This window comes from Actinomadura rugatobispora (assembly GCF_055379765.1).
Genome location: NZ_AP029191.1, coordinates 12,090,578 through 12,115,257, shown reverse-complemented (window position 1 = coordinate 12,115,257; position 24,680 = coordinate 12,090,578). Strand labels below are relative to the sequence as shown.

21 protein-coding genes are annotated in these 24,680 nt (G+C 74.4%); 13 read left to right on the top strand and 8 right to left on the bottom strand.

What is annotated here, in order from left to right; translation table 11 throughout:
- Position 1: 1 nt before the first annotated feature.
- Positions 2-526 carry a PadR family transcriptional regulator gene (locus tag ACZ466_RS54375; protein WP_378282016.1) on the bottom strand — a complete coding sequence of 175 codons (525 nt, stop codon included), beginning with the start codon at positions 524-526 and terminating at the stop codon, positions 2-4.
- A gap of 231 nt (positions 527-757) precedes the next feature.
- Between ACZ466_RS54375 and ligA the strand changes: the two genes are divergently transcribed.
- Positions 758-2,863, top strand: coding sequence for an NAD-dependent DNA ligase LigA (gene ligA / locus ACZ466_RS54370; RefSeq protein WP_378282017.1), 2,106 nt, complete (start codon positions 758-760; stop codon positions 2,861-2,863).
- Positions 2,864-2,925: 62 nt separating this feature from the next.
- Here ligA and ACZ466_RS54365 read toward each other — a convergent pair whose 3' ends face one another.
- A complete protein-coding gene (locus tag ACZ466_RS54365; protein ID WP_378293548.1) occupies positions 2,926-4,509 on the bottom strand; it encodes an IS1182 family transposase in 1,584 nt (527 codons plus the stop codon).
- Positions 4,510-5,034: 525 nt separating this feature from the next.
- Between ACZ466_RS54365 and ACZ466_RS54360 the strand changes: the two genes are divergently transcribed.
- Positions 5,035-5,646: a TetR/AcrR family transcriptional regulator gene (locus ACZ466_RS54360; protein ID WP_378291453.1), complete on the top strand. Its 612-nt coding sequence runs from the start codon at positions 5,035-5,037 to the stop codon at positions 5,644-5,646.
- Positions 5,647-5,758: 112 nt separating this feature from the next.
- Here ACZ466_RS54360 and ACZ466_RS54355 read toward each other — a convergent pair whose 3' ends face one another.
- The 4 genes from ACZ466_RS54355 to ACZ466_RS54340 are packed head-to-tail and all read right to left on the bottom strand — an operon-like array spanning position 5,759 to position 10,033.
- Positions 5,759-7,177 (bottom strand): MmgE/PrpD family protein, encoded by a 1,419-nt coding sequence (locus ACZ466_RS54355; RefSeq protein ID WP_378291455.1) that lies wholly within the window; start codon positions 7,175-7,177, stop codon positions 5,759-5,761.
- A complete protein-coding gene (locus ACZ466_RS54350; protein ID WP_378291457.1) occupies positions 7,174-8,016 on the bottom strand; it encodes a cyclase family protein in 843 nt (280 codons plus the stop codon). Before ACZ466_RS54350 ends, ACZ466_RS54355 begins: the two co-directional genes overlap by 4 nt.
- Entirely contained in the window at positions 8,013-8,861 is an 849-nt protein-coding gene (locus tag ACZ466_RS54345) for an HpcH/HpaI aldolase/citrate lyase family protein (RefSeq protein ID WP_378291459.1), read from the bottom strand. The genes ACZ466_RS54350 and ACZ466_RS54345 overlap by 4 nt, the downstream gene beginning before the upstream one ends.
- A complete protein-coding gene (locus ACZ466_RS54340; RefSeq protein ID WP_464042475.1) occupies positions 8,858-10,033 on the bottom strand; it encodes a CaiB/BaiF CoA transferase family protein in 1,176 nt (391 codons plus the stop codon). Before ACZ466_RS54340 ends, ACZ466_RS54345 begins: the two co-directional genes overlap by 4 nt.
- A 321-nt stretch (positions 10,034-10,354) precedes the next feature.
- On the opposite strand from ACZ466_RS54340, the gene ACZ466_RS54335 reads away from it, so the two are divergent.
- The 11 genes from ACZ466_RS54335 (at position 10,355) to ACZ466_RS54285 (ending at position 22,097) form a co-directional block, all read left to right on the top strand.
- Positions 10,355-11,641 (top strand): ABC transporter substrate-binding protein, encoded by a 1,287-nt coding sequence (locus tag ACZ466_RS54335; protein ID WP_378291463.1) that lies wholly within the window; start codon positions 10,355-10,357, stop codon positions 11,639-11,641.
- Positions 11,638-12,678 carry a branched-chain amino acid ABC transporter permease gene (locus ACZ466_RS54330; protein ID WP_378291466.1) on the top strand — a complete coding sequence of 347 codons (1,041 nt, stop codon included), beginning with the start codon at positions 11,638-11,640 and terminating at the stop codon, positions 12,676-12,678. The genes ACZ466_RS54335 and ACZ466_RS54330 overlap by 4 nt, the downstream gene beginning before the upstream one ends.
- On the top strand, positions 12,675-13,760 hold the full coding sequence (locus tag ACZ466_RS54325) for a branched-chain amino acid ABC transporter permease (RefSeq protein ID WP_378291468.1): 1,086 nt from the start codon (positions 12,675-12,677) through the stop codon (positions 13,758-13,760). The genes ACZ466_RS54330 and ACZ466_RS54325 overlap by 4 nt, the downstream gene beginning before the upstream one ends.
- Entirely contained in the window at positions 13,757-14,560 is an 804-nt protein-coding gene (locus ACZ466_RS54320) for an ABC transporter ATP-binding protein (protein ID WP_378291470.1), read from the top strand. Before ACZ466_RS54325 ends, ACZ466_RS54320 begins: the two co-directional genes overlap by 4 nt.
- The gene (locus ACZ466_RS54315; RefSeq protein ID WP_378291473.1) at positions 14,547-15,248 is read left to right on the top strand and encodes an ABC transporter ATP-binding protein; all 702 of its coding nucleotides are present in this window, start codon (positions 14,547-14,549) and stop codon (positions 15,246-15,248) included. Before ACZ466_RS54320 ends, ACZ466_RS54315 begins: the two co-directional genes overlap by 14 nt.
- Positions 15,245-16,600: an MmgE/PrpD family protein gene (locus tag ACZ466_RS54310; protein ID WP_464042472.1), complete on the top strand. Its 1,356-nt coding sequence runs from the start codon at positions 15,245-15,247 to the stop codon at positions 16,598-16,600. The genes ACZ466_RS54315 and ACZ466_RS54310 overlap by 4 nt, the downstream gene beginning before the upstream one ends.
- Positions 16,600-17,334 (top strand): hypothetical protein, encoded by a 735-nt coding sequence (locus ACZ466_RS54305; protein WP_378291477.1) that lies wholly within the window; start codon positions 16,600-16,602, stop codon positions 17,332-17,334. Before ACZ466_RS54310 ends, ACZ466_RS54305 begins: the two co-directional genes overlap by 1 nt.
- Positions 17,331-18,731 carry an FAD-dependent oxidoreductase gene (locus ACZ466_RS54300; RefSeq protein ID WP_378291479.1) on the top strand — a complete coding sequence of 467 codons (1,401 nt, stop codon included), beginning with the start codon at positions 17,331-17,333 and terminating at the stop codon, positions 18,729-18,731. Before ACZ466_RS54305 ends, ACZ466_RS54300 begins: the two co-directional genes overlap by 4 nt.
- Positions 18,732-18,768: 37 nt before the next feature.
- Positions 18,769-20,238, top strand: a complete 1,470-nt coding sequence (locus ACZ466_RS54295) for a dihydroorotase (RefSeq protein ID WP_378291482.1) — start codon at positions 18,769-18,771, stop codon at positions 20,236-20,238.
- Positions 20,239-20,275: 37 nt separating this feature from the next.
- Entirely contained in the window at positions 20,276-21,100 is an 825-nt protein-coding gene (locus tag ACZ466_RS54290; protein ID WP_378291484.1) for an IclR family transcriptional regulator, read from the top strand.
- Positions 21,101-21,167: 67 nt separating this feature from the next.
- Positions 21,168-22,097, top strand: a complete 930-nt coding sequence (locus ACZ466_RS54285) for a diacylglycerol/lipid kinase family protein (RefSeq protein ID WP_378291487.1) — start codon at positions 21,168-21,170, stop codon at positions 22,095-22,097.
- Positions 22,098-22,107: 10 nt separating this feature from the next.
- Here the strand turns inward: ACZ466_RS54285 and ACZ466_RS54280 are convergent, their stop codons facing one another.
- Positions 22,108-23,517 carry a hypothetical protein gene (locus ACZ466_RS54280; protein ID WP_378291489.1) on the bottom strand — a complete coding sequence of 470 codons (1,410 nt, stop codon included), beginning with the start codon at positions 23,515-23,517 and terminating at the stop codon, positions 22,108-22,110.
- A 110-nt stretch (positions 23,518-23,627) separates the two neighbouring features.
- Positions 23,628-24,659, bottom strand: coding sequence for a helix-turn-helix domain-containing protein (locus tag ACZ466_RS54275; RefSeq protein ID WP_378291491.1), 1,032 nt, complete (start codon positions 24,657-24,659; stop codon positions 23,628-23,630).
- Between the last annotated feature and the right edge of the window lie 21 nt (positions 24,660-24,680).

Genomic DNA, 24,680 nt, shown 5'->3' with positions numbered 1-24,680 from the left:
CTCAATCCCCTCTCGCCGACCAGTGCGCGGCGCACGACTCCAGCCAGGTCAGGTCGGCGCGCAGCCGCAGCACGGCCCCCTCCAGCAGCAGCGCCGCGTCCGAGCCCGCGGGCTGCTCCAGCGCGGCCCGCTGCGCCTCGGCCAGCCGCCGCAGCAGCTCGCGGCGCTGCGCGTCGGCCAGCGCCACCGGATCGGCCAGCCTCGACACCGCCGCGGCCACCAGCTTCAGGTGGAACTCCGCGGGCGCGGGACGGCTCCAGCTCACATCGGCCAGCCAGCCCGCCACCCGGTCCCGGCCCGCCGCGGTCAGCTCGTAGACCTTGCGGTCGGGCCGGTCGGCCTGCACCGCCGGCCGCGACTCCACCAGACCCGCCTTCTCCAGGCGCCGCAGCGTCACGTACACCTGGCCGGCGTTGAGCTCCTCGCCCAGCGGGCCGAGGGCCTCCCGCAGCCGGGCGCGCAACCCGTACCCGTGCGAGGGCTCCTTGGCCAGCAGCGCGAGCACCACGTCCTGCACGGCGCCCACCTCCCTGACGACAGGGCCATAGCTAACCGTTATCCATGGCGCCGGTCAAGCGGAACGGCCGGGAACCGTGCCCGGGCCGGCGGGGGCGGACCAGCCCGTTTTCTCCCGTTATTGTCATTCTCATACAGGCGGGACGACGCGACTTCGATCCGTGGGACAATCCGGGCGCCGGCCCGCCGGGACCGAGGCTGACGTGCGCGTTCTGTCAGAGGCACGCGAGATGATGAGCCCATGACCGAGACCCCAGCCCGTACCGAGATCGTCGACCAGGCGGCCTACGCCGACGCCGTGGAGACCGCCGTCGTCTCCGCCGCCGCCTACTACGGCGAGGGTGACTCCGCGCTCGACGACGACGCCTACGACCGCCTGGTGCGGGGCATCGCCGCCTACGAGGCCGAGCATCCCGAGCACGTCCTGCCGGACTCGCCGACCGGCAAGGTCGCCGGGGGAGCGGTGGTCGGCGACGTGCCGCACACCGTGCCGATGCTGAGCCTCGACAACGTCTTCTCCGCCGAGGGCCTGGAGGGCTGGGTCGCCGGTCTGGAGCGCCGGCTCGACCGCCCCGTCGCGGTCTGGAGCGTGGAGCCCAAGCTGGACGGCCTGGCGATCTCCGCCCGCTACCGCGACGGGCGCCTGGTCCAGCTGGTGACCCGCGGCGACGGCGCCGCCGGCGAGGACGTCTCGCACGGCATCGGCATGGTCGCGGGGCTGCCCGCGCGGCTGGCCGAGCCGGTCACGGTGGAGCTGCGCGGCGAGGTGCTGATGACCCACGCCCAGTTCGAGGACGCCAACGCCGCCCGCACCGGCGCGGGGCACCCGGCCTTCGCCAACCCGCGCAGCGCCGCGGCGGGCTCGCTGCGCGCCCGCGACCGCGAATACCAGGTGGAGATGACCTTCTTCGCCTACGGCGCGCTCCCGCTCGAGGGCACCGCCCCCGAGCTGGCCGGGCGGCTGGGCGAGCTGCCGCACAGCGAGATCATGACGCAGATCGCCGGGTGGGGCGCGCTGACCACCGCCTCCACCCCGGTCGCCGGCGTCACCCGCACCGAGGTCGCCGAGATCCAGCAGCGGGTGGAGCAGATCGCGGGGCTGCGGGCCGAGCTGGAGTTCGGCATCGACGGGATCGTGATCAAGGCCGATCTGGCCGCCGACCAGCGCGAGGCCGGCAACTCCTCGCGCGCGCCGCGGTGGGCGATCGCCTACAAGCTCCCGGCCACCGAGAAGATCACCAGGCTGGTCGGGGTGGAGTGGAACGTCGGCCGCACCGGCATCATCGCGCCGCGCGCGGTGCTGGAGCCGGTCGAGGTCGACGGCTCGGTGATCACCTACGCCACCCTGCACAACGCGGGCGACATCGCCCGCCGCGATCTGAAGATCGGCGACCATGTCACCGTCTACAAGGCCGGCGACGTGATCCCGCGGGTGGAGGCGCCGGTCGCGCACCTGCGCACCGGCGAGGAGACGCCGATCCCGATCCCCGAGACCTGCCCGCGCTGCGGCGACGCCATCGACGACTCCCAGAAGCGCTGGCGCTGCGTGCGCGGCCGGGCCTGCCACGCGATCGCCTCGGTCCGCTACGCCGTGGGCCGCGACCAGCTCGACATCGAGGGCCTGGGCGAGAACCGCATCGACCAGATGGTGGCCGCGGGCCTGATCACCGACTTCGCCGACCTGTTCACGCTGCAGCGCGAGCCGCTGCTGGAGCTGGAGCGGATGGGCGAGACCAGCACCGACAACCTGCTGGCCGCCATCGAGGCCGCCAAGGCCAAGCCGCTCAACAAGGTCTTCTGCGCCCTCGGGGTGCGCGGCACCGGACGGTCCATGTCCCGCCGCATCGCCCGCCACTTCGCCACCATGGACAACATCCGCGCCGCCGACGCCGAGGCCTTCCAGGAGGTCGACGGCATCGGCCCGGAGAAGGCGCCCGTCCTGGTCGAGGAGATCGCCGAGCTGGCCCCCCTCATCGACAAGCTGGTCGCCGCCGGCGTCACCATGACCGAGCCCGGCGCCACGCCCCCCGCCCCCCGCTCCCAGGACGGGCAGGGCGAGGACGGCGACGCGGGCGAGTCCGGGGAGGCCGCCGACGAGGGCCCGCTGGCCGGGCTGTCGATCGTGGTCACCGGCTCGATGAGCGGCCCGCTGGCCGACCTGTCCCGCAACGAGGTGAACGAGCTGATCGAACGCGCCGGCGGCCGCGCCTCCTCCTCGGTCTCGGCCCGCACGAGCCTGCTGGTCGCGGGCGAGAAGGCCGGCTCCAAGAAGGCCAAGGCCGACAAGCTCGGCATCGAGGTCACCACCCCCGAGGAGTTCGCCACCCGCGTCGCCGACTACCTCTAGAAGACTGCTGAAGATCTTGTTAGAGGGGCTGTCCGGCCGTGGGCCGGACAGCCCCTCTGTGGTCATGCGTTGGCCGAGGACAGATGCCAGGTGCTGTTGGTCCGGGTGAGTCCGAGGTTGATGAGTCGGCGGAGGTTGAGGGCGGCGGCCCGGGTGTGCAGCCAGGCGTCGCCTGCGATGGTGCCGCGGTGGCGCAGGCGGCGGTTGCCGTGGTGGACGAGCCAGGCGACGGCGCGTTCGACCGGTGGTCTCCAGCGGCGGTAGTCGGCTTGCCAGGCCGGATCGCCGGCCGCCTGGCGGCGGGCGGCGGCCTGGAGGTCGTGGTGGGGGCGGATGGTCAGGATGCGGCCGGCCTTGGCGTTGGTGCACCGCTCGCGCAGGGGGCACCCGGTGCAGAGCTTTCCGAACGTGGCTTTGCGCTGGTGGTGTCGCCCGCCGGGTTCCGTTAAGGGAGCGGTGTGCCCGGCGGGGCAGGTCACGGTGCCGGTGGTGGTGTCGATGGCGAAGTCGTCCAGGGTGAAGCCGCCGGGGATGGCGGGCCGCAGCGGGGCGGGTTTGATGAACAGCCGGTGCCCGGCGGCGGTGAGGGCCCGGCGGGCCTGGCCGGTGGAGTAGGCGGTGTCGCCGAAGACCTCCACCGGCGTGTCCTCGCAGGAGAGCAGGTCCAGGCCGACGACGGCCTCATGGTGGGCGGGCCCGGCGCCCGGTCGCAGGGCCACGGCGGTGAACAGGCCGGTTTCGGGCTCGACGGCCAGGTGGGCCTTGAAGCCGTCCTGGCGGTGGCTGCGGGTCTTGTGGACATGCCTGGCCTGGGGATCGACGACCGAGATCACCCGGTCGGGGGCGGTGCCGTCGGTGATGCGCCAGCGTCCGTCGCGGCCGTCGGACCCGCCGGCCGGTTCGACGTCCTGACCGGCGACCAGGGCCAGGATGCCGACCGCGTTCGCGGCCCGTTCGCCCAGTTCCTGCTCGGGCAGGTGCCCCAGCAGCCGCAGCGCGTCGGTGACCAGCGCGTCCACCAGCTCGGCGCGGGCCTGCTCATCGTCCCAGGCGATGCGGGGCTTGCCCGCCTGGGCGTAGTCGTGCGCGGTGCACCGGGCGGCGGCGACCCCGGCCGCTCCCGGCACCTCGCGGATCACCGCCCGGACGGCGGCGATCAGCTGGGTGACGGTGTCCTGGGTGGCCACCGCATCGTCCAGCACGGTCGAGTCCAGCGCCCGCCGCTGCCGGCCCTTGAGCACCCCGGTCGCCTGGACGACCTGCCGGACGGCCTCGAAAATCCGGTCCGGCCGGGCCGAACGCGCCAGCCGGCGACGGAAGTAGGCCAGCAGCGACGGGTGGAACGCGGTGTCGTGAAGGCCCAGCCCGCAGGCGGCCTTCCACCGCAGGTCACACCGCAACTCCTGCACCGTCTCAAAGTCCGACAGCCCGTGCAGGGCCTGCAGCAGGATCGCCGCGGCAAGGATCTGCGGCGGCATCGAGGGCCGCCCGTTGGCCGAGGGATACATGTCGGCGAACATCTCCGCCGGGAACAACGCGCCACGGTGCTCGGCCAGGAACGCGAACACGCTCCCGGCCGGGATCAGCTCCCGGCACGTCTCCCACACATCCGGACCGACCCTCTCCCCGGCCCATTCACCCATCACCACACCACACCACACTGGCCCCGCCGCAACCGCGACGGGGCCAGAACCCCAAGATCTTCAGCAGTCTTCTAGGCCGTGTCTCAAAGTCCCGGCCTACGGCGCTCGCCTGGCGGCTCGCCCCTAACCGGGCCTTGGCGAGCGCGGCATCGCTTCGCGATCTGGCCGGTGACGCTCGCCTCCGGCATCGCGCCACCGCCCAGGTAACGCGCTCGCGCGGCACCTGAGGCCACTTCGAGACAGGCCCTAGTACTCCATGGCTTGGTCTTTCGCCTCGGCGAAGCAACGCGGGTCAGTTCGAACGCGGTGGGGTCGACGGCGGCCATCTCGCCGTCACGGTTCCGATGCGTCCGCCGGGTCGGAACCGTGACGGCGGCGGTGACCGGGCGGCCACGCCACTGCCGTCGAACCCGATGACGGCGCCGTCCGGATGGCCCTGAAAGGGCCCCGGGGCAACATCAATTTTCGTGTATTTTGCGACAATGTAACCGTGGTGCTGCTTTTATCTTGTTAGTGTTGCGTGCGGGGATGAAGGTGATTTTCTTGAATAGAAATGACGTCCCGGATCGTGACCGCGTCATGGGATCGGCGAAGAGGCTCTTCGCCGATCTCGGCTATGACCAGACGACGAGCGAGATGATCGCACAGGCGGCAGGGGTGTCCTCCTCGTTCGTCAGCACGGAGCTCGGCGGGAAGCGGCAGGTTTACGAGGATGTCTTCCGGAAGATCCAGACTCGATCGCGAGAGTGGATCGAGCCGAACCCCGAGGACGGGGGGCTGCCCGCTCGGGCCAGGTTCCACACGTTTCTCGATCGGCTGCTGGACTACATTCTCGAGGAGCCGGACAATGCCGCGATGTGGCGGCAGCGCCGCATGGGGGACGCCGCGGATCTTCGCGGTATCGAGGAGATATACGCCAAGCCGCAGTTCGACATGATTCTCGATTTCAGCCGCGACGCGTTCCGTGCGGACGTGGACCTGGAGATGATGATCGGGACGGTGGTCTGGACCGTCGACTCCTTCTTCTTCAACGGCCTGCCGCACGGTGAGGGCCCGGCGAACCCCAGCGCCGCAACTGTGGCTCGCTTTCGCCGCCACATGCATGCTCTTGTGGAACCCTTTCTCGCCGAATCGACGTGAGGGATCTCGCCACCGGGGTTTTCCGGCCGGGGTCCCTGCTGCCTGCCGATGCCCATGACAGGCTTCGCGCCGCTACCTCTCCGGGGAGGTAGCGGCGCGAAGGGGAAGGGGGTCAGGGGACGAGTGCCTCCCCCAAGGGGGTGAGGTCGGGGAGCCGGGGCAGGCCGTAGGTCAGCTCGGTGATCCGGTCGGCGCGCTCCGAAGGGACGCGGCGGGAGGCGTTGAGGCGGAACTTGGTGGCCAGCTCGTCGGCCGACAGCGGGTTGCCGGGGCCGCCCCGGTTGACCTCGACGCGTTCCTCCAGCTGCTGCCCGTCGCGCAGGCGGACGCGCAGCACGGCGGGGAACTGGTGCGGGAAGATCTCGTCGCAGCGGGCGTCCGGGACGCACCGCACCTTCGCGGCCAGCTCCAGCCGGGCCGGATCCGCGGCGGCCGCGTCGGTGAAGTCCTCGTGGAAGACCCCCAGCCCGCCGCCGCCGAGCAGGGCCGCGGCCACCGTGTACGGGCCGGAGAAGGCCGCGTGGTAGCCCGACTTCGGCCTGATCTTGTCCGCGCGGGGCTCCCCGATGGTGCGGAGCACGGCGGTCGGCGCGCCCAGCTCGATGGACTCGATCGCCGCCGGGTCCACGCCGCGGGCCCGCAGCCGCAGCGCCGCGTCGATCCCGGCGTGGGTGAAGTGGTTGCACGGGTAGGGCTTGAAGAAGATCCCCGGCAGCTCCCAGTCCTCGCCCAGGCCGCGGGTGATCGCGTCCGGGTCGGTCTGGTCGCCGCAGTAGGCCTGGAGCAGCCCGAACCGTCCCTCCAGCACGGTCGGCGGCCCGGTCAGGCCGGTGCGGGCGAGCCCGGCGGCGGTGACGGCGCCGTGCGCGGCCCAGCCGCAGTGCACCCGCTTGACGGTGCCGCCGGTGCGGTTGGCCTCCAGCAGTCCCGAGCCCATGCTGGCGGCGATCCCGATGGCGTCGGCGACGCCGCCCGCGTCCAGGCCGGACAGCATCGCGCCGGCCGCGGCGCCGCCGAGGGCCCCGCAGATCGCGGTGGCGTGCAGCCCGCGTTCGAAGAACACCGAGTTGCCCAGCTCGCGGTCGTAGCCGGCCATGCCGATCCGGACGGCGATCTCGATGCCCGCGCCGATCGCGTCCAGCAGCGCGGCGCCGCTCGCGCCGCGGGACTCGGCGACCGCCAGCGCGGCCGGGACGACCGACGCCGACGGGTGCAGCACGGACGGCAGGTGGGTGTCGTCGAAGTCCAGCGAATGGGCGAGGGTGCCGTTGAGCAGGGCGGCGCTGGGTTCGGGCAGTTTGCCGGGGGTGCCGATCGCGGTGGCGCGGCCGGCCCCGCCCCACTCGGCGATCAGCGCGCCGACGGCGCGGGCGGGCGGTTCGGCGGTGGCTGCCAGGCTGTTGCCGAGGACGTCCAGGACGCGGCGTGCCGCGTCGGCGCGCAGCTCGGCGGGCAGGCCCCGCTCCCGGACTCCGACGGCGAACCCGCCGAGCCGCTGGACGAGGGTCTCGCCGTCGGCGGGGCCGGTCACGCGCTCACCGCCGCGAGCGGCCGCACGGGAGAGCCGGTGCCGCCGACGATGCGCAGCGGGGCCAGCACGAACACGAACTCGTGCACGCCCTCGTCCGCGAGCGCCTCCAGGTTGAGGTGCTCCATGATGAAGATCCCCGACTCGACCAGCAGGATCCGGTGGACGGGCAGCACGGCGTGCCCGGCGCCCGCGGGGATCTGCTCGTAGGCGGTGGTGTCGGCACCGGTGGCCACGACGCCGCGCCCGGCCAGCCACTGCGCGGCCTCCGCGGTGGCGCCGGGGACGCCGGTCTCCTTGCCGAGGTAGGCGGTGGTGTCGCCGAAGTTGCGCGCCCATCCGGTGCGGATCAGCGCGACGTCGCCCGCGCCGGGCTCGGCGCCGGCGCGTTCGGCGGCCGCGTCCAGGTCGGCGGCGGTCACGCCGTAGCCGGGCGGCAGGGTGGGGACGCCGTGCACGGCGGCGACGTCCAGCAGCACGCCGCGGCGCAGCAGGCCGGGCAGGTTCTCGGCGCCGTGCGCGGTGAAGGCGCCGCCGCGCTGGGCCTCGGCGGCGTCGACGCCGCCGTGCAGCTCGCCGCGGTGGCTGACGTGGGAGAGCGCGTCGATGTGGGTGCCCACGTGCCCGCCGGTGACGATGATCTCGTTGGCGGCCGAGCCGCCGTCCGGGCGCTCCATGTCGCCGTGCCGCCGGATCAGCGTCATCCGGAACCCGGGGTGGTTGGGGGAGCAGGGCATGCCGGTGAAGTGCGGCTGGCCGAGCTCGATGGTGCGGACCCCGCCGGCGACCGCCGCCAGCAGCGGGTCGCGGGCCCGGCGGGCGGGGGCGGTGGTGTCGGTCATGAATGGTGTCCTTCCGTGCCGGCGAGCGCGAGGAGCCAGCGGGCCCGCTCCACGACCGCCTTGTCGACGAATCGTCCGTCGCTGTCGATCCAGGCCGCCTCGCCCGCGGTCTCCAGCCGTTCCACCAGGGCGCGGGCCCGGTCCAGCTCCGCGGGGTCGGGCGCGCAGACCTCGTGGACGACGGGGATCTGCGCGGGGTGGATCACCGAGCGGCCGAAGAACCCGGCGCGGCGGCCGGTCTCGGTGTCGGCGCGCAGGCCGTCCAGGTCGCGCACCGCGGTCCACACGCTCTGCGCCGGGCTGGGCAGGCCGGCGGCGCGGGCCGCGACCACGATCCGGGAGCGGGGCCAGGTGAGGCCCTCGGCGCCGGTGGCGCGCAGGTCGGCGGCGAGGTCGGCCTCGCCGAGCGAGATGCCGGCGACGAGGGGGTGGGCCGTGGCCAGGGCGAAGGCGTTCTCCACGCCCAGGGCGGACTCCAGGACGGGGAAGACCGGGACGCCGAGCGCGTCGGCGACGAGGGCGAGCTCGCCCGGGTCCTCGCTCTTGGGGACGCGCACCCCGGCGGGGGCGGCGGAGGACTTGGCGAGGGCCTCGATGTCGGCCCGCCCCTCCGCGGTGCCGGGGGCGTTGATCCGCACGTAGGCGGGCGGGCCGGAGGCGAGGGCGTCCAGGACGGTGCGCCGCGCCTCCTCCTTGGCCGTGGGGGCGACGGCGTCCTCCAGGTCGAGGATCACCGCGTCGGCCTGGCTCGCCAGCGCCTTGCCGATCCGGGCCGGGCGGTCGCCGGGGACGTAGAGCCAACTCCGCACGGGCGCGCCCGTGGGTCCGCCCGCCGGTCCGGTCATCGGACCACGCCCTTGTCGCGCAGTTCGGCCAGCCGGGCCTCGTCCACCCCGTAGCGGCCGAGGATCTCGGCGGTGTGCGCGCCCAGCGGCGGGCCCGCCGACTCGATGCGGCCGGGGGTCTCCGAGAGCCGGAACAGCACGTTCTGCATCCGCAGCGGCCCGAGTTCGTCGTCGGGTACGGTGGCGATGGTGCCCAGCGCCTCGAACTGCGGGTCGGCCATGACGTCGGCGGCGTCGTAGATCGGCGCGACGGCGGCCTGCGCCTCCTCGAACGCCTTGACGACCTCGTCGCGGTCGCGCCCGGCGATCCAGGAGCCGACGGCCTCGTCGAGCTCGTCGGCGTGCTCGGCGCGCTGCGCGCCGGAGGCGAACCAGGGCTCGTCGATGAACTCGGGCCGCCCGACCAGCCGCATCACCCGTTCGGCGATCGACTGGGCGCTGGTGGAGACCGCGACCCACCTGCCGTCGCGGGTGCGGTAGGTGTTGCGGGGCGCGTTGTTGTGGGACCGGTTGCCGGTGCGCTTCTGGAGCTCGCCGAGCTGGTCGTAGGTGATGATCTGGGGGCCGAGCAGGGTGAGGATCGGCTCGATGATCGCCAGGTCGATCTGCTGGCCGCGGCCGGTCTCCTCGCGCGCCCGCAGCGCGGTCATGACCGCGAACGCGGTGGTCAGCGCGGCGATGCCGTCGGCGAGCCCGAACGGCGGCAGGGTCGGCGGACCGTCCGGCTCGCCGGTGATGGCGGCGAACCCGCTCATCGCCTCGGCGAGCGTGCCGAACCCGGGGCGCTTGGCGTACGGGCCGGTCTGCCCGAACCCGGTGACCCGGGCCAGCACCAGCCGGGGGTTGATCTCGCGGAGGTCGTCGTAGCCGAGGCCCCAGCGCTCCAGCGTGCCGGGCCGGAAGTTCTCGATCACCACGTCGGCGTCGGCGGCCAGCCGGCGGAAGAGCTCCTGCCCCTCGGGGGAGCCGAGGTAGAGGGTGACCGTCTTCTTGCCGCGGCCGAGCATCTTCCACCACAGGCCGACGCCGTCGCGCTGGGCGCCGTGGGTGCGCACCGGGTCGCCGCGGGGGTGCTCGATCTTGATGACCTCGGCCCCGTAGTCGGCGAGCAGCGTCGCGGCCAGCGGACCGGCGAAGAGCGTGGCGGTGTCGAGGACCCGGATTCCGGACAAAGCCCCCGTCATAGGGCATACCTGCCTTTCGTGTCGGTCCCCCGTCCCCGTCCTTCGGGGCCGGGACGCTGGGACCGTGTCCACATGTTTCGCTTAGAGAAACGATAGTAAACAACATGGTGCGGGCCCCGCTCGGGCGGCCATCCCCAACTTCGCACTGGTCCGAGATGGCAGTCAAGTGACCGGGAAGTATTGACCGAGCAACGGGACCGGTGCCACCATAACCGGACATCGGAGGTGTGTTCCTCTAAGCGGAACGCCAGGAGGAGCGGGAACGGGATCCGATGCACGTCCGGAGACGGTCCGGCGGAGAGAGGTGGAATGTCCGCTAAGAAGCTCGGCGCAGCGCCACGCCAGGGGGCCCTGCGAGGGCCCCTCGCGTGGCTGGGCGCATGCGCGCTCGCGCTCGGCCTCGCCGGCTGCGGGGGCTCGGCGCCCTCCGGCGCCGCGGGCGCCGCGGCCGGCCGCGACGAGGGCCCGGTCAAGATCGGCGCGCTGCACCCGGTCAGCGGCGCCAACGCCGTGGACGGCCAGCAGATGCGCCGCGGTGCCGAGATGGCCGTCGAGGCCATCAACGCCGCGGGCGGCATCAAGTCCCTGGGCGGCCGCGAGGTCGAACTGCTCAAGGGCGACACCCAGGGCAAGGCGGAGGTCGGCCAGAGCGAGGCGCAGCGGCTGATCTCCGAGGGCGTGGTCGGGTTCACCGGCACGTACCAGAGCGCCGTCAGCACCAACGTGGCCGTGGTCGCCGAGCGCAACCGGGTGCCGTTCGTCATGGACGTCACGGCCTCCGACGCGATCTTCGCCAACGGCTACCGCTACTCCTTCCGCGTGCAGCCCGGCAGCAGGGCGATCTCGACCGCCGCGGCGCGCTACCTCAAGGAGGTGGCGGACAAGGCCGGCAAGCCGGTGCGCAAGGTGGCGATCCTGCACGAGCAGACCGACTTCGGCACCGGCGCCGCCGAGGCGTTCGTCGAGGCCGCCAAGGGCCTCGGCCTGCCGATCGGCCCCAACATCAGCTACGACGCCCTCACCACCTCCGACCTCACCGCGCAGGTCACCCAGGTGAAGGCGTCGGGGGCCAACGTGCTGGTGGCGATCGGCTACTACCGCGACAGCCTGCTGGCCGCCAAGGCGATCAACGCGGTCAAGCCGCCGCTGGACGCGGTCTGGGGCGTGTCCAACGGCGCCTTCGACCAGCCCAAGTTCGTCACCGACGCGGGCGCGCTGGGCGAGCGGATCTTCAGCACCAACTACCACTTCGACGCCAAGAACCCGCGCACCACCAGGCTGCGGGAGGAGTACCAGCGCCGCTACGGCGCCCCGATGCGCACCGGCGCGGTGCTCGCCTACGACGCGGTCCAGGTGATCGCGCAGGCCGTCGAGCGGTCGGGCAGCACCGACCCGGTCAGGATCCGCGAGGCCGTCCGCGCCTCCCAGGTCGCGCCGCTGACGGTGGGCAACGGCCCGATCACGTTCGCGCCCAACGGCGACAACACCAACGCCGCACCCGTCCTTATGCAGGTCCAGGGAGGCCAGGTGAAACAGGTTCACCCCCCGGAGAAAGCCGAATCCCAGCCCGACTACTCGGTGACGTGGCGGCCATGACGCACAGCGAAGGGGCGGCGCTCGCCGCCGAGAAGGAACCCGCCGAGATCCTCGATCCCCCGGGCCCGGCCCGGGCCGGCGGCGGCACCGCGGCCCTGCTCAGGCGCGCCGCCGTCCCCGCCGGGGCGGTCGCCGTCGCGATCGTGGTCGCGCTCCTCCAGTCCGGCAGCGGGCTGGTGGTGTGGCAGTCGGTGGTCACCGGCCTGCTGATGGGCGGGCTGTACGGGCTGATCGCGATGGGCCTGACGCTGATCTTCGGCGTGCTCGACATCGTCAACTTCGCGCACGGCGCGCTGCTGGCGGTGGCGATGTTCCTGTCGTTCGGGGTGATCCAGGCGACCGGCCTGCACCCCTACCTCACCCTGCTGGTGGCCGTGCCGGCGCTGTTCCTGCTGGGCGCCGCCGTGCACCGCGGGCTGCTGAGCGGGGCGGGCGGCGGCTCGCTGGAGAACCAGCTGCTGATCACGCTGGGCCTGTCGCTGCTGCTGGAGAACGGGCTGCTGATGTTCTTCGGCGCCGAGCCCAAGAACGTCCCGCTGCCCGGCGACTTCCAGTTCTCGATGTTCGGCGCGGTGGTGTCGGGCGCCCGCCTGTACGCCTTCCTGGGCGCGCTGGCTCTGGGCGCCGCGCTGTTCTGGCTGCTGCGCCGCACCCGCCTGGGCACCGCGATCCGCGCGGTCGCGGCCAACACCGACGGCGCCCGCCTGGTCGGCATCAACGTCCGCGGCATCCACACCCTCACCTTCGCCATCGGCACCGCCTGCGCGGGCGCGGCGGCGGTGCTTGCCGCGCCGCTGGTGACGGTGACGCCCACGCTCGGCGAGCAGTTCAACATCACCGCGTTCGTGGTGGTCGTGCTCGGCGGCATGGGCAACGTGGCCGGCGCGCTGGTCGGCGGGCTGCTGATCGGCCTGGTCGAGCAGCTCACCACCATCTACATGGGCGGCCAGAGCTCGCTGCTGGGCGTGTTCGTGGTGTTCGTGCTGGTCCTCTTCCTGCGCCCGCAGGGCCTGTTCGGACGGAGGGACGCGTCATGAGCGGCGGTGTCACGCTGGCCGAGCGTCCGGGCCCCGCCGGGGGAGCGGGCGGGACGGCCCGCGCCGTCAAGGCCCCGCCGCTGCGGCCGCAGAACCGGCAGCTCGCGGTCCTGCTGGTGCTGCTGCTGGTCGCGATCCCGCTGCCGCTGGTGCTGCCGCCCGCGCAGGGCGCGGTGGCGGTCCGGATCCTGATCTTCCTGCTGATGGCCGTCGGCTGGAACATCATGAGCGGCTTCGGCGGCATGTTCAGCTTCGGGCACGCCGCGTTCTTCGGGCTCGGCGCGTACACCAGCGCCTACCTGCTGGTCGAGCACGGCGTCTCGCCGTGGATCGGGATGCTGGCCGGGATGGCGGTGGCCGCCGCGGTGGCGGTGCTGATCGGCTACTTCGCCTTCCGCTACAAGCTGCGCGGCGCCTACTTCGCGCTGGCCACCTTCGCGTTCGCCGAGATGCTCCGGCTGGTCGTCAACAGCAGCGAGATCACCAACAAGGCGGTCGGGTTCACCGTGCCGCTGATCCAGGGCTCCTCGCTCCCGCTGATCCAGTTCCCGGCCGACTCGCACGCCTACTTCTGGCTCGCGCTGGCGCTGGCGGGCGCGGCGGTCGCGGCCAGCATCGCGTTCCTGCACTCCAGGACCGGCCGGTACGTCACCGCGATCCGCGACGACGAGGTGGCCGCGGCGGCGCTGGGCACCCCGGTGATGCGCTACAAGCTGGTCACGGTGGCGCTGTCGGCGGCGATCACCGCCGTGGCGGGCGCCTTCTACACGCAGTACTACCTGTTCGTGAACCCGGACCTGGCGTTCGGGTCGGCGGTGTCCATCCAGGCCATCGTGACCGTCGTCATCGGCGGCATCGGCACGATCTGGGGCCCGGTGGTGGGCGCGGTCATCGTCGGCTCGCTGAACGACGTGACCGCCACCCTGCTGCGCACGCCCCCGGACTTCCTGTCGTTCCTGCAGGGCCGCAGCGGGCTGGACGTGGTGCTGTACGCGATCCTGCTGATCCTCATCGTGCGGCTGCTGCCCAAGGGGATCGTCGGGACGATCATCTCGGCGAGCAGAGAGAGGCGGCGGCGATGAGCGGCACGGCGGGGCCCATCGTCCGGGCCACGGGCGTCGGCAAGTCCTTCCGCGGGCTGCACGCCCTGGCGGAGGTGGAGTTCGAGGCCGCCGAGGGCGAGATCCTCGGCATCATCGGGCCCAACGGCGCCGGCAAGACCACCCTGTTCAACGTGGTCAGCGGGGCGCTGGCCCCCGACACCGGCCGGGTCGTCTTCGACGGCCGGGACGTCACCGGCGCCGCGCCCGACCGGATCGCGCGGGCCGGCATGGTCCGCACGTTCCAGCTGATGCGGCCGTTCGGCAGCATGACGGTGGCGGAGAACGTGGCGCTGGCCGCCCAGCACGAGCGGCTGTCCGCCCGCACCCTGCGGGAGCGGTCGCTGGACGTGGTGGAGCGGGTCGGGCTGGGCCCGTACGCGCACCGCCGCGCGACCGAGCTGCCGACCGCCGGGCTCAAGCGGCTGGAGCTGGCGCGGGCGCTGGCGATGCGGCCGAAGGTGCTGCTGCTGGACGAGGTGCTGGCCGGGCTGGTCCCCGCCGAGCGCGAGCCCGTGCTGGACCTGCTGGCCGGGCTGCGCGAGCGGGACGGCACGACGCTGCTGTTCATCGAACACATCATGGCCGCGGTGATGCGGCTGGCGGACCGGGTGCTGGTGCTGGACCAGGGGCGGGTGCTGGCGGCCGGGGCACCGGAGGAGGTCACCAGCGACCCGCGCGTCATCGACGCCTATCTGGGCGAGGAGCCGACCACCGGGGAACCGGCCGGGGAGCCGGGCGATCAGGCCGGCCGTGAGGAGGCGACCGATGCTGGCTCTTGACAAGGTCTGCGCCGGGTACGGGCGCATGCGGATCCTGCACGACATCGACCTGCGCCTGGGCGAGGGCGAGATCGTGGCGCTGGTCGGCGCCAACGGCGCGGGCAAGACCACGACGCTGCGCACCGTCTGCGGGATGCTGCGCCCCCTGTCCGGCACGATCACCTTCGACGGCGCGCCGACGGCGGGCCGCCGCCCCGACCAGCTCGTCCGGGACGGCCTGGTGCACGTGCCCGAGGACCGCGCGCTGTTCGGCACGCTCACCGTCGAGGAGAACCTTCGGATGGGCGCGTGGACCCGTTCGGCGGCCCAGGCGGAGAAGAGCCTGCGCGAGGTGTACGAGCTGTTCCCCGTGCTGGCCGAGCGCCGGACGCAGATCGCGCAGACCTTCAGCGGCGGGCAGCAGCAGATGCTGGCGATCGCCCGGGCGCTGATGGCGGGCCCGCGGCTGCTGATGCTGGACGAGCCGTCCACCGGGCTGTCGCCCAAGCTGACCTGGACGATGCTGGAGGCGGTCCGGAGGATCCGGGACGGCGGCGTCGCGGTCCTGCTGGTGGAGCAGAACGCCAAGCAGGCCCTGGCCATCGCCGACCGGGCGTACGTGCTGGAGAGCGGGTCGACGGTCCTGGAGGGCACCGGCGAGGAGCTGTCCGGCTCCGCCGAGGTGCGGAAGGCGTATCTGGGCCTGTGACACCGCAGAAGGCGAGGGAGGCAACGGCCGGGCTCGGGGCGTGGGTGTCGGGCCTGGTGCTCGACGACGTCCCGGACGGGGTGGTCGAACGGCTGTCGCTGGTCCTGCTGGACGTGGTGGGCGTGACGGCGGTGGGCGCGGGCCTGCCGGAGCATCGCGCGCTGCGCGACGCCTGGAACGCCCCGCCGGGCCGCTCCCCGCTGATCGGCGCGGGCCGGCTGGCGACGTCCGACGCCGCGGCCTGGCTCGGCGCGATGGCGCTGGTCGCCCTCGAACTGGACGAGGGCAACAAGTACGCCAAGGGCCATCCCGCCGCGCACGGCTTCCCCGCGGTGCTGGCGCTGGCCGCCGAGCGGGACGCCACCGGCGCCGACACCGCCGCCGCGCTGCTGGCCGCCTACGAGGTCGCGGCGCGCTTCGGCCGCGCCACCCGGCTGCGGCCGGGGGCGCATCCGCACGGCAGCTGGGGCGTGGCGGGCGCGGCGGCCGGGTGCGCGCGGCTGCTCGGCCTGGACGCGGACGCGACCGCCGCCGCCATCGACACCGCCGCCGGGATGCCGATCGCCGGGCACTTCGACTCGGCGACGTCGGGCAACCCCGTGCGGGACGCCTGGATGGGCGCGGCGAACCTCTCCGGTCTCGTCGCGGCCCGGATGGCGGCGGCGGGGGCGGCCCGCAACACGGGCACGGCCGCGCTCTCGCTGGGCACGCTGCTCGGCGAGTTCGACCCCGCCGAGCTGACCGGCGGGCTGGGCGAGCGGTGGGACATCACGCGCGGCTACTTCAAGCGGCACGCGTCCTGCTCGTTCACCCACCCGGCGGCCGACGCCGTGCTCGCGCTGGCCGCGGAGACCGGCCTGGCCGCCCGCCCGATCGCGGAGATCCTGGTCGAGACGCACGCGCTGGGCGCGGGCCTGGCGCGGACCGGCTGGGACAACCGGCTGTCGGCGATGTTCTCCACGCCCTACGTCGTGGCGGCCGCCGCCCTCACCGGAGAGGTGGGGCCGCGCTCGCCGCTGGACCGTCCCGACGTGGCCGCGCTGGCCCGGCGGGTCCGGGTCGCCGCCGCCGGCGACCTGACGGCGCGGCTTCCCGACGAGCGCGCCGCCCGCGTCACGGTCGCGTTCGAGGACGGGACGCGGGCCGTCCGGGAGGTGCCCAACCCGGTCGGGGACGCCGACCACCACCCGCTCGGGGAGGCGGAGGTGGTCGCGCTGCTGCGGGCGTGGCTGCCGGAGCGGCCCGGGCTGATCGACGACGCCGTGCGGACCTCCCGCGAGCTGCCCGGCATGCCTCAGGTGGGCGACGCCCTGCGCGCCCTCGCGGGAGAAGAGGAGAAGGAGCAGAGCTGATGCGTGCCCTCGCGGTGACGCCCATCCACCTGCCGGCGGAGGAGATCCGCAGGCGGCAGGACCGTTACGACCGGCTCGCGCCGCCCGGCCTGCGCGTCGAGTTGCGGGACGTGGGCCCCGCCGCCCCCGGGTCGCTGGACACCGGCGGCGACGTCCGCGTGTCCGAGCGCGAGGTCGCCGCGGCGCTGGCGAGGGAGGCCGGGGACGGCACGGCCTGGGACGCCGCGTTCCCCGACTGCGTCCTCGACCCGGCCGTGCCCGACGCGGTGGCCCCTGCGGTGACCGGGGGGACGCCGCCGGTGCACGGGCTGCTGAAACTCAGCGCGATGCACCTTGCGGCCAAGGGCGTCCGGTTCGGCGCGGTCGTGCGCAACCCGGCCATCGGGGACGAGCTGGCCCGCCGCCTCACCGTGTACGGGCTGGGCCCGTACACGGCGGGCGTCGAGGTGCTCGAGCTGCCCTTCGAGGCGATCGCCGACACCGGCGCGTGGAACGCCGCGCTCGGCGGCGCCGTCCGCGCCCTGGCCGCCGCCGGCGCCACCGCGGTGATCAACGGCTGCTCGGCCGTGGACGTCGTCCCGGCCGACATCCGCAGCGAAGCGAGGAATGTCGGCCCGGCAGTTGCCCGGGGGTCTGGGGGGTCGTCCCCCCAGAATGATGCCGACCTGGCCGCCCGGATCGTCGACCCGACCGAGCTGGCCCTCCGCCTGCTCGTCGCCGAGGCGGCGGCATGAGCGGCGGCGGCGACGCGGTCGACCTGGTCGTCGCCGGGGCGGGCGGCGGCCTGGCGGGCGCGCTGCGCGCCGCCGAGCACGGGCTGAGCGTGCTGGTCGTCGAGTCCAGCGAGCACTACCGGCGCGGCAACAACACCTCCATGTCCACGGCGATGTTCCCCGGACCCGGCTCGCGCTGGCAGGCCGAGGCGGGGATCGACGACTCCCCGGAGCGGTTCGTCGCCGACGTCATGGCCAAGACCAAGGGGGAGGCCGACCCGCGGCTCGCCCGCACCCTCGCCGAGGTCGGCGCGCCGCTGGTGGAGTGGCTGGCCGACTCGGTGGGCCTGCCGATGTCGCTGGTCACCGACTTCAACTACCCCGGCCACTCCGTGCCGCGCTGCCACTCCATCCCCGGCCGGCACGGCTCGCGCGTGATCGACCACCTGGCCCGCAGGGCCGCCGAGAACCCCCTGATCGACATGCTCGTCCCGGCCCGGCTCGTGGACGTCCGCACCGGGGACGGCGGGGCGGTGGCCGCCGCCGTCGTCCGCTACCCGGACGGGACCGAGGAGGAGATCCCGGCCCGGGCCGTGCTGCTGGCCACCAACGGGTTCGGCGCCGACCGCGACCTGGTCGCCCGGCACCTGCCCGAGATCGCCGGGGCGCTCTACCACGGCGGCGAGCACTCGCTCGGCGACGCGCTGCGGATCGGGGAGCGGCTCGGCGCCGCCGCCGGCTTCCTGGACGCCTACCAGGGCCACGGCGCGGTCGCCGCGGGCGCGGGCACCCTGGTCGGCTGGGCCACGATCATCCACGGGGGGATCCTGGTCGACCGGCTCGGCCGCCGGTTCGGCGACGAGACCCGCGGCTACTCCGAGTACGCCGCCGAGCTGGCCGCCCGTCCCGGCGCGACCGGCTGGATCGTGCTGGACGAGGTGATCCACGAGCAGTGCCAGGCGTTCCAGGACTTCCGCGACACCGTGGAGTCCGGCGTGCTGGTGTGGGCCGACGACGCGGCCGGGCTGGCCGAGGCCACCGGGCTGCCCGCCGAAGCCCTGGCCGAGGAGCTGGAGACGGCGGCGGCCATCGCGCGCGGCGAGCGGGACGACCCGTTCGGCCGCACCAACTGGGAACGCCCGCTGGCCTCCCGCTACGCGGCCGTGCGCGTCGTCCCGGCGCTGTTCCACACCCAGGGTGGCCTGATCGTGGACGAGCACGCCTCCGTGGTCGGCGCGGACGACCGTCCCATCCCCGGCCTCTACGCGGCGGGCGGCGCCGCCGCGGGCATCTCCGGGCACGGCGCCGCGGGCTACCTGCCCGGCAACGGCCTGCTGCCCGCCTTCGGCCTGGCCTACCTGGCCGCCGACGCCGCAGCCCGTGCGGCGACCGCGGCGGCCGGACGCCGCACACCCTGACCCGACCTACCCTGACCTCGAACGCGGAGGAGCTCTCATGGCGACGACCGAACTACTGATCAAGAACGTCCGGGTGGTCCGTCCCGACGACGCCGACGGGACCCGGCCGGAGGCCCTCGACATCGCCGTGAACGACGGTGCCATCACCCGGGTCGCGCCCGGCCTCCCGGACGACGACGCGGCCACCGTGGTCGACGGCCGCGGCCGGCTGGCCTTCCCCGGGGTCGTGGACGCCCACCAGCACTGGGGCATCTACAACGAGCTGTCCACCGACACCCGCACCGAGAGCCGCGCCGCCGCCCAGGGCGGCGTGACGACCGCGCTGACCTACATGCGGACCGGCCAGTACTACCTGAACAAGGGCGGCTCCTACCGCGACTTCTTCCCCGAGGTGCTGGCCGCCGCCGAGGGCCGCGCGTACGTGGACTACGCCTTCCACCTGGCCCCGATGATGGCCGAGCACATCGACGAGATCCCCTACCTGGTGGAGGAGCACGGGGTCACCTCGTTCAAGATCTTCATGTTCTACGGGTCGCACGGCCTGCACGGCCGGTCCGCCTCGCAGAGCGACTTCCTGATGATCCCGCCGGACGAGCGCTACGACCTGGCCCACTTCGAGTTCGTCATGCGCGGCCTGCAGCGGGCGCGGGAGGCCCTCCCCGCCTACGCCGACCACCTGTCGCTGTCGCTGCACTGCGAGACCGCCGAGATCATGACGGCGTACACGAAGATGGTCGAGCGGGAGGGGGCGCTGACCGGCCTGCGCGCCTACAGCGCGTCCCGTCCGCCGCACTCGGAGGGCCTGGCGGTCACCATCGCCTCCTACCTGGCGCACGAGACCGGCCTGCCCAACATCAACCTCCTCCACCTGTCCTCGGAGAAGGCGGTGTCGGCCGCGCTGACCATGGCGTCGGCGTTCCCGCACATCGACTTCCGCCGCGAGGTGACCATCGGGCACCTGCTGGCCGACGTCGACACCGCGCACGGCCTGGGCGGCAAGGTCAACCCGCCGCTGCGCGAGCGGGAGGACGTGGAGGCGCTGTGGCGGCACGTCCTGGCCGGCGAGGTCGACTGGGTCGTCAGCGACCACGCCTGCTGCCGCGACGAGATGAAGTTCGGCGCCGACCGCGACGACATCTTCCTGGCCAAGTCGGGCTTCGGCGGCGCCGAGTACCTGCTGCCCGGCCTGGTCGGCGAGGGCGCCAAGCGCGGCCTGTCGCCGCAGCAGGTCGCCCGGCTCACCTCGTGGAACCCCGCGCGGCGCTACGGCCTGCTGAAGAAGGGCACGATCGCCGAGGGGTACGACGCCGACATCGCCCTGGTCGACCCGGACGTGAACTGGACGGTCCGCGCCGCCGACTCCGAGTCCACCCAGGAGTACACGCCGTTCGAGGGGTTCGCCATGACGGCCAAGGTCACCGACACGTTCGTGCGCGGCCACCGGGTGTACGCCGACGGCGCGATCACCGGCGACCCCGCCGGCCGCTACCTGCGGCGCGGACGCTGAGCCGCCCGCAGGGTCCCGCCCGCCCTAGGATCTTGCCGTGACGAACAGGAGCACGACCGTGCGCAAGGCCGCCCCCGGCGCCGACAACGTCGGGACCGAGGCGGCCGCGCGGGTCGCCGACGTGCTGCTGCTGTTCGCCGGGGGGCCGCGCTACCTCGGCGTGAGCGCGATCAGCCGCGAGCTGGGCATCTCCAAGGCGGTCGTGTACCGCATCCTGCAGTCGCTGGTGTCCCGGGAGGTCCTGGCCACCGACGAGGGCGTGCCGGGCTACCGGCTCGGGCCCGCCGCCGTGGCGCTGGGCGCCAGCGCGCTGCGCCGGTTCGACGCCCGCGCCGCGGCCACCCCCGTGCTGCGCCGGCTGCGGGAGGAGACGGGCGAGACCACCACGCTGTCCGGGCTGGTCGGGGACGAGCGGGTCTACCTCGACCAGTTCGAGAGCCCGCGCGAGATCAAGATGACGGTCGACCTGGGCACCCGGTTCCCGCTGCACGCCGGGTCCTCCGGCAAGATCATCTTGGCGTTCCTGCCGGCGGAGCGGCGCGAGGCGGTGCTGGCCCGGCCGCTGGCCGCGCTGACCGAGCGCACCGTCACCGACGAGGCGGCGCTGCGCGAGGAGCTGGCCGCGGTCGCCGCCGAGGGGGTGGCGGTGTCGCTGGGCGAGCGGCAGGCCGACGCCGGCTCGGTCGCCGCCCCGCTCATCGGCCCCGACGGCGAGGTGCACGGCTCGATCAGCATCTGCGGGCCCCGCTACCGGTTCACGCCGGAGGCCGTCGACCGTTACCGCGCGCTGGTGCGCGAGGCGGCCGAGGAGATCCGGCGCGGATGGTCGTGGCGCCAGGAGTCGGTCACCGAGGCGAGTTGACACGGGGCGAGTTGACACGGGGCGAGTTGACACGGGCGAGTTGACACGGAGGCGAGCTGAGCACCCGATGCTGATCTTCACCAACGCCAACGCGGGGACGCACGACGCCGAGACCGTCGAGCGCGTCGCCGGGCTGCTGCGGAGCGAGGGCGGCGGCGAGGTGATCGTCCAGCCGAGCCGGTCGCCGGAGGACATCGACCGCGCGCTGGACGAGCACGCCGCCGGCCTCGGCGGCGCGCACGGTCCGGGCGGGCGCCCGCTGGTGGTCGCCGCGGGCGGCGACGGCTCGATCCACGGGCTGGTGGCCGCGCTGCACGCCCGGGGCGAGCTCGACCGCTGGACGGTCGGCCTCCTGCCCATGGGCACCGGCAACGACCTGGCCCGCAACCTCGGCATCCCGCTGGAGCCGGAACGCGCCGCCCGGCTGCTGCTCGGCGGCACGACCCGCGACCTCGACCTGCTCGTCGACGAGGACGGCGGCGTCGTCCTCAACGCGGTGCACGTCGGGATCGGCGCGGTCGCGGCGCGCAGCGCGACGCGCTTCAAGCCGTACCTGAAGGCGGCCGCGTTCCCGCTCGGCGCGGTCCTGGCCGGGCTGCGCGAGTCCGGCTGGCGGCTCCGGGTCGGCGCGGACGGCGAGCCGGTCCAGGAGGGCCGGTTCCTGATGGTCGCGCTGAGCAACGCCTCCGGCATCGCCGGGGGCAGCGCCCAGCTCGCGGCCGACGGGCATCCCGCCGACGGCCGGCTGGAGCTGGTGATCTCCGCCGCGACCGGGCCGTTCGCCCGGGTCGGCTACGCGCTCGGCCTGCGCCGCGGCACGCACCGGCAGCGCGACGACGTGATCCACACCACCGCCCGGAACGTGACGGTGACCGGCGAGGAGTTCCTGGCCAACAGCGACGGCGAGGTCACCGGCCCCTACACGCACCGCTCCTGGACCCTGCGGGGGCGCGCCTGGCGGATCGTCGCCCCCGCCGACCCCGGCGGCGCGTCCTGACCGTCGGGGCTCAGGGCGCGGCGGTGTTCGACAGCACGTCGGTCATGCGGGCCGCGACCTCGTCGTCCAGCGCGCGCTCGCGCAGCCGGGTCTCGATCTTCTCGCGGAGCTGCGCCAGCTTGAGCGGGGCGTCGCCGGTGCGTCCCGAGGCGAGGTCGTTGCGCAGGTTGGTGATCAAGTTGTTCAGGTCGACGGCCACGTCGGAACGGATCGCGCCGGACGCCTGCCCCCGGTCGACGATCGGCTGCAGCCGTCCCAGCGTCGCGAACACCTCCGGCGCCGGGTCCGGCGTGGGACCCGGCGGCGCGGTCTCGGTGGGTTCCGCGCCGCGCGGTGACGCGGGCGCCGGCAGCGGCGGCGCCGAGCCGCCCTGACCCGGGGACGGACCGGGCAACGAGCCGCGGCCGGCGACCACCAGGATCGCGGCCAGCGACGCCGCGGCCAGCGTCACGGCGACCGCCACCCGGAACACCGCCGCCCGGTCGCCGTCCAGGGCCGGGGACCGGCTCCGGGACGGGCGCTCCGGCGCGTCGGCCTGCCGGGACTCCAGGTCCTCCGGGCGGTCGAGGACCGCGGTGGCGTCGGACGGCCCCGGGCCGCCGGGGGAGGCGGGGAGCACGGGCTCACCGTCCGCGCCCGGCTCCCTCCCCAGCGCCCCGGCGAGGATCTCCGCGGCGCGGGCCGCCGCCGGACGCGCGGCGGGGTCGGGCGAACGGCACAGCGCACCGAGCCGCACGACCTCCTCGGGCGTCTCGGGCGCCGAGCCCTCTGCCGCGTCCTCTGCCGAGCCCTCCGCCGAGCCGCCGGCCGAGTCTTCCGCGGGGGGCTCCGGCAGGCACGCGCCCAGCAGGTCGCCGAGCGCCAGCACGTCCGCGGCCTGGCCGGCCTCGGGGGCCGCGCCGCCGCCCCGTGCGGGGGCGCCGTGCGAGGCCATGCCCAGGCCCACGATCCGCACCCCGTCGGGGGTGAGGAACACCTTCTCCGGCCGCAGGTCGCCGTGCGCCACCCCCGCCGCGTGCGCGGCGGCCAGCGCCGCGGCCACCTGCGCGCAGCACTCCAGCGCCTCCGGCACGGGCGGCGTCCCCCGGGCGATCCGCTCCGCCAGCGTCTCGCCGTCCAGGAACGCGGTCACGATGTAGGACACCTGGCGGCCGTCGCCGTCGCGGGTGCGGTCGCAGTCGTAGACGGTCACGAACGCGGGGTGGGTGATCCGGACCGCGTTCACCACGCGGTCCACCACCCGCGCGTGCGGGGGGCCGGGCCGGCCGCTCCCGCCGCCCACCCGTGCGAACCCGGGGATCCTGACGGCCACCGGGCGGTTGAGCGCCTCGTCCCAGGCGCGCCAGACGTGTCCCGTCCCGCCGCCGTCCAGGCGCTCCACCAGCCGGTAGCGCTCGGTGAGTCTGAGTCCTGGTTCCACTGCACTCACCCCTGCTGCCATACCCGAGGCCGTGCCGAGGACTCGGCCACCCGTACCGCAAACCATCAAGGTGTACGCATCCAGCGGTAAACAGGTTCGAGCCCGACAGGTCAGGAAGTGTTGCGGTGCAGGCGGCGCAGGGCCAGGGCGAGCTGCAGCCGCAGCCGCCCCTGCGGCTCGTGCACCGACCAGCCGAGCAGCGACTCGGCGTGCGCCAGCCGGTCCTGGAGCGTCGAGTGGTGGATCGCCATCTCCTCGGCCGCGCCGCGCAGGCTGCGCGCGGAGGCGACCGCGTCCAGCACGGCCAGCATCCAGGGGGCGGACGCCGCCGCGCGCTCGAGCGCGCGCACGTCCGGAACGGGCTCGGTGTCCGGGCCCACCGCGGCGGCGAGCACCGCGAGCCCGCCCAGCCGGTCGGCGTGGACGACCCGCGGCCCGGGATCCCGCTCGGTGCCCTCGGCGGTCAGGCGCAGCGCGGTCAGCGCCTCCCGGTGGGACACGGGCAGGTCGAGGACCGGCACCTCGGGGCCGATCCCGGTACGGCGCGTCCCGTCCGGCGCGGCGGCCCGCCCGCCGGTGGACCCGGCCGTTCCGGGCACGGGTTCGATCGCGGGGACCCCGCCCGCCATCGCCAGGGCCCGGGCCCGGCCGCGCGGGTCGAGGCCCAGCCGCCGGGCGGCGCGCAGCCGGGCCACGGCGGGCGCCGCCGGATCCAGCACGGTCTCGACCATCGCCTGGTCGTGGCCGGCGGCCGGGACCTTGCCGCGGGTGCGTTCGAGGACGGCGCGGATCGCGGTCGAGGCCCGCTCCAGGACCATCGCCTCCACCACCCCGGCCGGGCCGGGCCCCTCCAGCCACAGCGCGGGCGGACCGCCGGCCTCCAGCGGGGCGGACGGCCACCCGGCCCCGGCGGGCGGCGGACCGGCGCCGTCGGCGCGCCGCCCGCCGGGGTCCACCCGGATCCGCACCCGCCGCGTCTCGTCCACCAGGCGGGCGGGACGGCCGGTCAGCACGGCGGCGCCGCGCACCAGCGCCTCCAGCCCGGCCCGGCCCTCGACCAGCCGGTCGTAGTACGCGATCACCTGGAGCGCCGCGCCGGCGTCGGGGTCCAGCGCCTCCAGCCGCCCGGCCAGCTCCTTCACCGCGTCACACGTCCTGACACG